The organism is Coleofasciculus sp. FACHB-712 (genome assembly GCF_014695635.1).
Taxonomy (GTDB): Bacteria; Cyanobacteriota; Cyanobacteriia; order Cyanobacteriales; family FACHB-T130; genus FACHB-T130.
Genome location: NZ_JACJOQ010000464.1, coordinates 1 through 7,836, shown reverse-complemented (window position 1 = coordinate 7,836; position 7,836 = coordinate 1). Strand labels below are relative to the sequence as shown.

General features: G+C 46.5%; 9 protein-coding genes and 1 pseudogene. 5 read left to right on the top strand and 5 right to left on the bottom strand.

Annotated features, from left to right (window positions below):
* Both H6F50_RS14805 and H6F50_RS14800 read left to right on the top strand, forming a co-directional pair.
* Positions 1-208 (top strand): hypothetical protein (locus H6F50_RS14805; RefSeq protein ID WP_190429285.1); only part of this gene is annotated, 208 nt, incomplete at its 5' end.
* A gap of 624 nt (positions 209-832) precedes the next feature.
* On the top strand, positions 833-1,069 hold the full coding sequence (locus H6F50_RS14800) for a hypothetical protein (RefSeq protein ID WP_190429284.1): 237 nt from the start codon (positions 833-835) through the stop codon (positions 1,067-1,069).
* Between the two features lie 205 nt (positions 1,070-1,274).
* Here H6F50_RS14800 and H6F50_RS14795 read toward each other — a convergent pair whose 3' ends face one another.
* Both H6F50_RS14795 and H6F50_RS14790 read right to left on the bottom strand, forming a co-directional pair.
* Entirely contained in the window at positions 1,275-1,493 is a 219-nt protein-coding gene (locus tag H6F50_RS14795) for a hypothetical protein (protein ID WP_190411380.1), read from the bottom strand.
* Between the two features lie 298 nt (positions 1,494-1,791).
* Entirely contained in the window at positions 1,792-2,397 is a 606-nt protein-coding gene (locus tag H6F50_RS14790) for a thylakoid membrane photosystem I accumulation factor (RefSeq protein WP_190411379.1), read from the bottom strand.
* 83 nt (positions 2,398-2,480) lie between these two features.
* Here H6F50_RS14790 and H6F50_RS14785 point away from each other — a divergent pair, with 83 nt between their 5' ends.
* Positions 2,481-3,350, top strand: a complete 870-nt coding sequence (locus H6F50_RS14785) for a FecR family protein (protein ID WP_190411378.1) — start codon at positions 2,481-2,483, stop codon at positions 3,348-3,350.
* Between the two features lie 96 nt (positions 3,351-3,446).
* Here the strand turns inward: H6F50_RS14785 and H6F50_RS14780 are convergent, their stop codons facing one another.
* Complete coding sequence (locus tag H6F50_RS14780; RefSeq protein ID WP_190429283.1) at positions 3,447-3,626, bottom strand: hypothetical protein; 180 nt, start codon at positions 3,624-3,626, stop codon at positions 3,447-3,449.
* A 345-nt stretch (positions 3,627-3,971) separates the two neighbouring features.
* On the opposite strand from H6F50_RS14780, the gene H6F50_RS14775 reads away from it, so the two are divergent.
* Together H6F50_RS14775 and H6F50_RS14770 are read left to right on the top strand one after the other, a co-directional pair.
* Positions 3,972-5,849 carry an adenylate/guanylate cyclase domain-containing protein gene (locus tag H6F50_RS14775; RefSeq protein WP_199292175.1) on the top strand — a complete coding sequence of 626 codons (1,878 nt, stop codon included), beginning with the start codon at positions 3,972-3,974 and terminating at the stop codon, positions 5,847-5,849.
* 15 nt (positions 5,850-5,864) lie between these two features.
* On the top strand, positions 5,865-6,371 hold the full coding sequence (locus tag H6F50_RS14770; protein WP_190429282.1) for a hypothetical protein: 507 nt from the start codon (positions 5,865-5,867) through the stop codon (positions 6,369-6,371).
* 31 nt (positions 6,372-6,402) lie between these two features.
* Here the strand turns inward: H6F50_RS14770 and H6F50_RS14765 are convergent, their stop codons facing one another.
* Both H6F50_RS14765 and H6F50_RS14760 read right to left on the bottom strand, forming a co-directional pair.
* The gene (locus H6F50_RS14765) at positions 6,403-6,840 is read right to left on the bottom strand and encodes a hypothetical protein (protein ID WP_190429281.1); all 438 of its coding nucleotides are present in this window, start codon (positions 6,838-6,840) and stop codon (positions 6,403-6,405) included.
* Positions 6,841-7,344: 504 nt separating this feature from the next.
* Positions 7,345-7,836 (bottom strand): annotated as a pseudogene (locus tag H6F50_RS14760) (DNA mismatch repair protein MutS); the annotation flags it as partial.

Below are 7,836 nucleotides of genomic sequence, written 5' to 3'. Positions count from 1 at the left end.
CGATCGCGTCGATAGTCATAATCGTCGTTACGCCGATCGCGTCGATAGTCATCATCTCGGTCATAATCGTCTTGCCTTGACGACTCTCCTCGATCCCAACAAATCCCCAAAAAACAGGTTTGCTCCCTCCGTCCTCTGTCAGGCTCAGCAGCCGCAGGATTTGCTGATAGGACGACTGGAGCAATTATCAGTGCAGATAATACAGTAACCGTAGCAGCAGATCTGAGAGAGCGTGCTGTGGTGTGCATTCCAATTTTCATAATTTTCCCCTCAAGGAAATTTAAAAGTCAGAGAATATTTTTCTTTGTGGCATATATTCGCTCTATTTTCCGGGTCTCAACTTCCTACGATGGAATAACCCAATTGGGTGAGATCGGTTAAATTTCGCCAGAGAAATTTTCCTCGAAACAAGCCAAGGTCGAGTTCAGAGAACCGCCTTAAGACAACTGGAAAATCTCTAGCATAGCGATCGCGCGGATACCGGATTAAGCTAGATAAATAAATACGATCGCAAATCGTCTAATTTTGTTCCCGCTGCTAACCCTAAAATTGGGAAAAGGCGAGCTTTTCAACTGGACAAGGAACGACAGCCAGATGAGAGCGATCGCATCCGGTTAGCAGATAGTAATCCTTCTGTTAAATTCCAACGGTTTAGATCCCCGATTTCTCTCTCGAAGTCGGGGATCTCTCATTCAGAAATCATTTAGGATTGCTAGATAAAGGCAGACCCAATGAAACAGCAAAAAATAACGACCGATTTTGTGTAGAACTTTTACTTCTTAAAGCTTTATCAGTTCAGTATTATCTATTCCTCTGACTGGAGAAAATCTCAATGCCGAAAGCCAGCATTTGTGTTAATGCCAAAACACCCGAACAAGAGTTAGTCAAGGAATGGATTAAGAAGTGGAAAGGCAAGATCCGATATTTGTCTAATAACGAAGGGTGCGGCTGCTGTATTGACCTGTATCAGGTATATGCTCCAGCCGAAGTACTGAATGAACTACCCGCAAAAGTCTTTGCCTCTAGTGAATGGTCAAATTGGTCGCCAAAGTCGCGAACAACTCGCTAACAGGCGCTACCAAAGACCGGCTTATGGTAGTAGATGACCCTAATCATTAGTGCAATCGTCGATTTTTAATTCCTACTACTTGGTAGCGAATAGACCAATGGAGATAAGGAATAATTTTCTTTTTCAAAAGTCAATAATTTCAGAGAGAGTCGCAGTAATTACGATTAAAAAAGGTACCGAATAATCAAGATTTACATTCATGAAGCTAAAATTCATTAACCAGCGCCAGACGTCCCCGACGAACCGCATAAAGCATTCGGTTCAGCAAAAGTTGTTCATCTTCGCTGAGAGAATTTTCAAGCAGTGCTGTTCTGAGTACGCAACGGTCTGTAATTGTTATCTGACCTGATTCAGCAACTTTGGCAGATAAGTCAATGATTGCAGACGGTAAAAGACAGGCTTGAGAAAAAATCGAAGAATTCATGGTTAAGATTGCTGCTATTTGATACTCAGGTTATTGGTTCAAAACAGCACCTAACTCAATCTATAGCTAGAGATTTAATATGATTTAGATTACAGCTCAAGATAGAAGTTTAGTATTTGCACAAAACTTTGAATCACCCCTTTTGAGCAGGAATCGAGTTTTTTGCTACTGAAGAAACTGAAGAAGTGAGAGCAAACGAACATTTTGCTAAATTTGTCAAGGATTTTGTCTTGTGAGTTGAGCGATCGCGCCTGTCGGAAATTGAAACAGTCAAGATTCTCCACCCACAAAACTCCACTTACTTGGCTAACTCCGTATTAAACTCATTCACGAGTCGCCGCTTCAGCTCCACCGATTCTGAGCGAGGTAACAAGTTAAACACTTCACGGAAAACATCGTCTACTTTCTCAAACGCCACCGTACCCTTTTGGTTGAGGACAACTTCGCCCTTCTGGTTTAGCAAGACTGTTTGGGGGACGAGGCCTTCGTAGTAGTAGCCCGGTTCCGTAGGTGTAAAGTTGGATTGTACTGGAATCGAATCTACGTCGATGGGGATGAAATCAGCGGCTCGACCATAAAAAGCTTGAAGCTGCGAAACGACGATTGCGTGTTGCTTGCAATCGCTACTGTCGTCCACGTAGAACACCAACAATGCCGGTTTACCTCCTTTAAGAGAATCTGCCAATGCCACTCGCGGGGGAACCAGCGAGGCATTGCCGCCATAGAGGAGAAAAACATTCCCGTCAAAGTTGTCGTCGTTGATACCCGCTAAAGCTGATGGCGTCCCCAGCAGGCAGCTGAAAGAAACAACCAGTGTCAAGAGGCAACTCAAAAAAAACTGCCGCCAGGAACGGCGAGAAGCTGTCAGAATCCTGATTTGAAATTGTTGCAAGCGAAGAATCATACCAAAGTTGCTGTAGAAACCTTTTTTCTTTCAGTAGTCCTTAAATCGTCTTTGCGTTCACCCGTTATGGCTCCCGATTCTCTATGAAGTTCCCTGTTTTTCCAGTCACCCTACTAGGATTATCCCTGTTAGCCGGTAGCTTAGTCCTTACTTCCTTATCGTTTATCTCCGAAAGTGTTCGAGCTGCGGTTAGTCCACGCTCGATAGAAGTCAAAGAAACGAACGGTACGGTAACAACTCAAGGAAAGCCAGTGAAAGTTGGCGATCGCTTGCAGGCATCCGGTAGTCTCAGCACCAACTTCGACGCCAGTGCTGTTTTGGCGATGGAAGATGGCATCGGTACGGTTCAGGTTTCCGAAAACACCAACGTGCAAGTCAAGACTTTAAAGACAAGTAAGGATGGTAGCAAACAAACGCGCCTTTATATGGATAAGGGACAGGTCAGCGCCAAAGTACGACCTTTTACTAACCCTAACTCTAGCTTTGAAGTGGAGACGCCTGGGGGCGTTGCTGGGACGAGAGGCACAGAATTTGGCGTCACCGTCGGTTCCAATGGGAAAACTGGGCTTTCAACTATCCGAGGCAAAGTAGCCTTTAGTGCGCGAGGGAAAACTGTGTTGGTAGAGCCGGGGTATTCTGCTTTAATTGTTCCGGGACAGGCTCCAACGATTCCCAAGGTGACAACAGGTGACACGAGACTGAAATTACAGGTTCTCTCGGTGACAGGCGATGGTCAAGTTAGAGTCACTGGAACGGTAGACCCAATCAATTTAGTGTTAGTGAATAATCAGATTGTGGATACGGGAGGCGAGGGACAACTCGATACGGTGGTGCCAATCCCGTCTAATCGGCAGCTGAGATTAGTCGTGCGGAATCCTTTGGGCAATCAACAAGTTTATGAATTGGAAATTCCGAATAGTGCGGGGACATCGGAGAATCCTGTGAATCAATAATTTTTATCGGATAGCCTTTTCCTCTCCTTTTTAGTCGGAAAAAACGAGGCAGCAACCCACGAATTCGCGTTCTCAATCTGAGCTTGGGAACGCGAATCAATTGGCAAAATCCTCCGCACGAGTGAGGTGAAAATTCTCAAGGGCATGAGTTACTGGAGAAGTCGTCAAAGAACTTGAAAGCGCCAATACTGTGACGCGATCGCGTATCTCGTGATGCGATCGCGTTTTGTCTGAATCAAGCTTGTAGCAGTTCTCACTCTTAGTGCATATATACACACTCGTAACCTCACCCCCAACCCCTACGGTGTATACACATCTTTGATTAATTGGCAAAACGTTGATTGATCCCCCTAAATCCCCCTTAAAAAGGGGGACTTTGACTTAATTCGCCCCCCTTTTCAAGGGGGGTTGGGGGGATCAAAACGGGACTTGCAAGTTCAAGAAGACTTGTGTATACACGGTAGCCTCGTTCAAGGGGAAGGACAGGGGCGGGGTTCAACTGGACTGCATCCAAGAATAGAGAATCGCGATAAATTCAGTATTCCATCAGGGGCATTTACCATCCGGTGAGCGTGCGGAACGCTTGGGAAAAGTCCGTATGTTTCCAGGCAAGCAATCACGATGGTTGATGTTTTTGATGGAATCAACGTGTTAATCAAAAATTGGTTTAAAAAAAATCAGCGTTTTATTTCTAGCAGTCAATCAATCGTTCCGGGCGCAATGGTCGGTTTATTGTCTGTCGGGTTATGGCAGATAGGGGCATGGCAACCCCTGGAACGGCTTGTATACAGTGCGCTGTTTCAAGCTCGTAGCGCCAGTATCTTACCGCAGACGAATTGGGATCGTCGGGTCGCGGTGATTGCGATTGACGATGCGAGTTTAAAGAAATACGGGAAATTTCCTTGGTCGCGCGATCGCTATGCCCAATTGTTGCAGAAGCTAGAACCAGCCTCTCCAGCAGTCATTGGTTTCGATGTGTTGTTCGTCGATCCAGGCCAAGGGGATGAGAAATTTGCCAAAGCGATCGCTAAATCTGGCAATGTCATCTTGGCAACGGCTTGGGACAATCGCGGGCAACCTCTGGAAGTATTACCCGAATTAAAAAAAGCGGCACTTGGGGAAGGTCAAATTTGGCACAATCCCGACGCAGACGGCATTAGCCGACAGGCAGCCCTCTTTTTTGGCACCAAACCCGCTCTCGGTTTAGCAATGCTGCTAGAGGCACCAGAGGCGGTGTCCCTGCCTCATCTGGCTGCGGTTCAGAGGCGTAAAGATGTCTGGATTAACTGGCCTGGGCCAAGCCAAAGTGCTTCTACTTATTCCTATGCCTCAGTCATGGAAGGCAAAGTTGATGCGAAAGCCTTCGCTAATAAGTTTGTTTTAGTCGGTGTCACGGCAACCGCTATCGATCGCTTGCGATCGCCTTACAATCAAAATCCTCCTACGGCTGGAGTTTATCTCCATGCGGCGTTAATTGATAACTTGCTGAACGACAAGCTGCTGCACACGCTGCCTAAAACAACAGTAATGCTCTTGTTGTTGGGGATTGCCCCGATTACTAGCTGGCTGTTGTTAAAACAGGGAGTGTGGGCGCGAATGGCGATCGCTATTTTGTTACCGAGTGGTTGGGTAATCTTTGCCCTGAGTGCCTTCATCGACGATGGCTGGTGGTTGCCCATCGTCGCACCTGTGGGAACCGCGATCGCTGCTGGGATCGGCGTTCAGCTGCGAGAACAATATGAAAAGCAACAACTGATGAGTTTGTTTGCCAAGCACGTTGCGCCAGAAATGGCTGACCTCATTTGGCACCGGAAAGACGAAATCTTCCACAAAGGGAAGCTGCAAGCCCAAGAAATGATGGTCACGGTTTTATTCGCCGATATCCGGGGTTTTACCAGTATTTCCGAGAAACTACCGCCGGGGGAATTAATCGAGTGGCTGAACCTGTTCCTAGACGCCATGACAGATTGCATCATGGATCGTGGTGGTGTGATCGACAAATATATTGGGGATGCAATTATGGCGGTTTTCGGGATTCCGTTTTCGCACACCACGCCGGAAGAAATTCAACAGGACGCCCTAAATGCGATCGCGGCAGGAATTGCGATGCAGGAACGACTCAAAAAGCTCAACCAGCGCTTCCACAACGCTAACAAGCCTACGATTGAGATAGGGATTGGCATTCACACAGGTCCAGTGGTTGCCGGAAGTGTGGGAGGTTCCCGACGCCTGAATTATTCAGTCTTGGGGGATACCGTCAATGTTGCCGCCAGACTGGAACCGATGAATAAAGAAGTAAAAATTCACAACCCCTACCAAATGATTGTCAGTGGCAGTACATTTGCTTATGCAAGCGATCGCTATCACGGGCCTGCTGTCCGCGCCATTCAACTGCGGGGACGAGAACAGGCAACAATTATTTATTGCATCCAGGGAGAGAAGGTCAACTTGGCAGATCCAGCGGAAGCGATCGTACCCCCACTGAATATTTCAGCCTAAAGCGGCACACCCAGCGTGAAATTTCTTTTAACTTCACCGTTTGAAGAGGATTTGTGCATCTACTCGCGATTAGCAGATATCTTGATTAAACCCACTTTTACACAACCGATCGCTGACAACAAACTAACAGCTAATTTTCAAACTTTTCCTAAAGTAAGTAAGTTGATTATATTAGCTGCGGTTAGTTGGATTATTTGGAATTTGCAAGCGTCAAGCGTGCAAGCATCGCCCTGTTCCGAGCTGCTGAATATATCGCAAAGACCCGGTTTTAATACTCGTCAGGAAGGGAATTTAATCGTTCTGGGACGCCTGCCTAAATATCACTATGTGGTCGTGGTTCCCTCCGGAAGTGAAGCCACGCTGGAACAAGTGCGTCAGTGCGTACCCGATGCATTGATCGCCAAGTCAAATTTAGGAAATTACATTTTAGCGGGGTCATTTCCCGACCAATCCAGTGCGAAAAGTATCTATTACGCATTGCGATCGCTGAGGCTAGATGCACGAATTATATACGTTCGATAGCGATCGCCAGTAACCTTCCCTACTTTCCGCTCTATTGATTGGGTGTGACGCCTTGAGCCAGCTTCACCATCGAGCCAGATGCATTTGTGCGATAAATCCAGCGGCGTTGCCCATTCCCTACCGTGACTTGCCAGCCAGGAACTTGCATCTCGGTGCAAAGCACCTCCAAGTTATTAATATCTAAGCAGTCATCAGACCAAGTTTGCGGTTGAGTTTGGACAATGTTTAGCGCCGACTTTGGCAACCCTGAATGTTGAGACACGTCCTGCAAAACCGCATTCTGAACCGATGTTAATAAACTAACCCCAGAACGAGGATTTGAAATCGTAACTTTGCGATTGGGGAGCGTTAGTGTAGCGGTCAAAGATAAAATGCCCGTCAACACCAAAGCCTGAACAATTAGACTTAGCTGGCTAGCCTTTTGAGCGATAGTTTCTGTGGGAGAGGCAGGGGTAGTAACTTCTTCCATAGCAAACATTGACAGGGGTGCTGTTATTACAAAGGGCATTAATTGTATTGGTAGAATATGCACCCAGATGCTTACAATTTCCGGAAAAAGTTAAAGGTTCCGGCAAATTAAGTATGAATTGACTTGCAGATTGCTTTTCCCTAATTCCTGAAGCGAGCCTTCTCGTTAATGCTGCGAATCTCCTTTTGGAGATGCCACCTTTCGGAACGCTAACTCATTTAGAGTTGCTACGAAAAGTGCTAATGCGTACTGGTTGATAGGAATTCAGACACTAACACCCTGCAAATAAGTTCCCTAATTAATCTTTTTTTAGTAGAACTACGGTGCCCGATCCCTAATACTAATGTGCGCCCTCTAGGTGCCTAAATGAAACCCAGAAACTACTGAATTGTTAGCAATTTTGTATAAAGATTTACTGATTTTAGTCCCACTTGATTATTTATCAAGTGGACTGAGTATGGGGAAAATAATCTTGCCAAAAAAACAGAAGTATGCATTTCCTCCCTAGAAGGTAGATGATTCCTCTACCTGCCCGCCTTGGCGCAGCCCGATAGCAATTTTGCTATGCTTTTCAATTTGGCTCATCACCTGCTTGGCGCGTTGAATCACGGGTGCGGGTAAACCTGCTAGCCGCCCTGCTTCGATGCCATAGGAACGGTCAGCGCCTCCCGGTTGCACCTGATGCAAAAAGATAATCTGGTCGGGTAACTCCTTCACCGTCACCTGGTAATTTGCCACATTCGGCAAAATTGAAGCAAGTTCGTTCAATTCGTGGTAATGAGTGGCAAAAATCGTCCGCGAGCGAATTTCACTGGCAAGATACTCCGCCACCGCCCAAGCAATCGAAAGACCATCAAACGTAGCCGTCCCCCGACCAATCTCATCTAACAGAACCAGAGACTTCGCCGTTGCGTGATTGAGAATATTCGCCGTCTCGTTCATCTCCACCATAAAAGTAGATTGACCCGTCGCCAAATCATCTACCGCACCGACACG